This window comes from Nostoc sp. 2RC (assembly GCF_014222165.1).
GTDB classification, from domain to species: Bacteria; Cyanobacteriota; Cyanobacteriia; order Cyanobacteriales; family Nostocaceae; genus Nostoc; species Nostoc linckia.
Genome location: NZ_JACKZU010000723.1, coordinates 1 through 1,140, shown reverse-complemented (window position 1 = coordinate 1,140; position 1,140 = coordinate 1). Strand labels below are relative to the sequence as shown.

Sequence of the window (1,140 nt, the reverse complement as noted above, 5' to 3'; positions counted from 1 at the left end):
AAATTTACAGAAAATTTTTACTGTATTAATATATTGAAAATCAAGGCTGTCATTTTCATAGCCAAAAAAAATCTATTGGCTATTTTCAGCACTTGCAAAAAATGTATTGGCAACAAAAAAAAATAGTTTTTATGCATGAGAATCAATTAATATTGCTCATAGCAATTTTCTTTGTCACAAGTATTATCAGCGTCATTACAGGAAGCACTTCTTTAATTACCGTTCCTGTAATGTTGCAATTTAGTATTGAACCGCGTACTGCTGTTGCCACTAATATGCTGGCATTAACTTTTATGAGTATTGGGGGTACATTGCCTTTTATTGGTAAAAAATTAAATGACTACAATCGCTTGCCAAAAATCATTTTATTAACAATTTTAGGTTCCATTATAGGTGCATTACTTGTTTTAGTAATACCCGCAACAACGATGCCTGCAATTATCTCTATTTTGATGATTATAGTTAGTATATTTTCCATCACAAATCGTCATGCTGGAATCATTGCACCAAAAAAGCATCTATCAAAAATCAAGGAAATTGGTGGATATGTAGCAACTTTTTTCCTTGGTGTCTATGGTGGTTTCTTTAGTGGTGGTTATGTCACAATGTTGACAGCAGCTTACGTCAGCTTATTCCAGATGACATTTGTACAAGCGGTAGCAAATACAAAGTTGATTAATATTTTTTCTTCACTAATTGCTACAATTATTTTTCTAATACAAGGAATAGTAGATTATAAGCTTGGTATTATTCTAAGTATTACTATGTTTATTGGCGGCATTGTCGGCTCAAAAGTTGCCCTCAAACTTAATAATATTTGGTTACGGCGTATATTTCTCACTACTGTAATTGCCCTTGCAATCAAGACGTTATTTGATTTTGTTTCATAATCAACCAAAATTTATAGGAATCTGATTTGATATCTGAAATTATTTGCGTAGTCATACCGATTCAAAAAATGTTTGCGACAGATACCCACCCGCCTGACGGCATCCTCCCCAAAGCATCGGGGAGGGTTGGGGAGGGGTCTTGTCTATGTGTCGCATTCTTTTTTCAAATTGGTATCAGGTAATAGACAATAGGTAAAAGTGTTTCAGAAAATATAGGTGTATGGGGTTATTTTCAAAAATCAAATAAGAG

1 protein-coding gene is annotated in these 1,140 nt (G+C 33.4%); it reads left to right on the top strand.

The annotated features are described in order from the left end of the window. The first annotated feature begins 101 nt into the window (after positions 1 to 101). On the top strand, positions 102 to 890 hold the full coding sequence (locus GNE10_RS34665; RefSeq protein ID WP_260447153.1) for a sulfite exporter TauE/SafE family protein: 789 nt from the start codon (positions 102 to 104) through the stop codon (positions 888 to 890). Positions 891 to 1,140 lie beyond the last annotated feature (250 nt).

Coding starts and splice junctions, on each gene's coding strand:
- GNE10_RS34665 (WP_260447153.1), top strand. CDS start 102: ATGTATTGGCAACAAAAAAAAATAGTTTTTATGCATGAGAATCAATTA.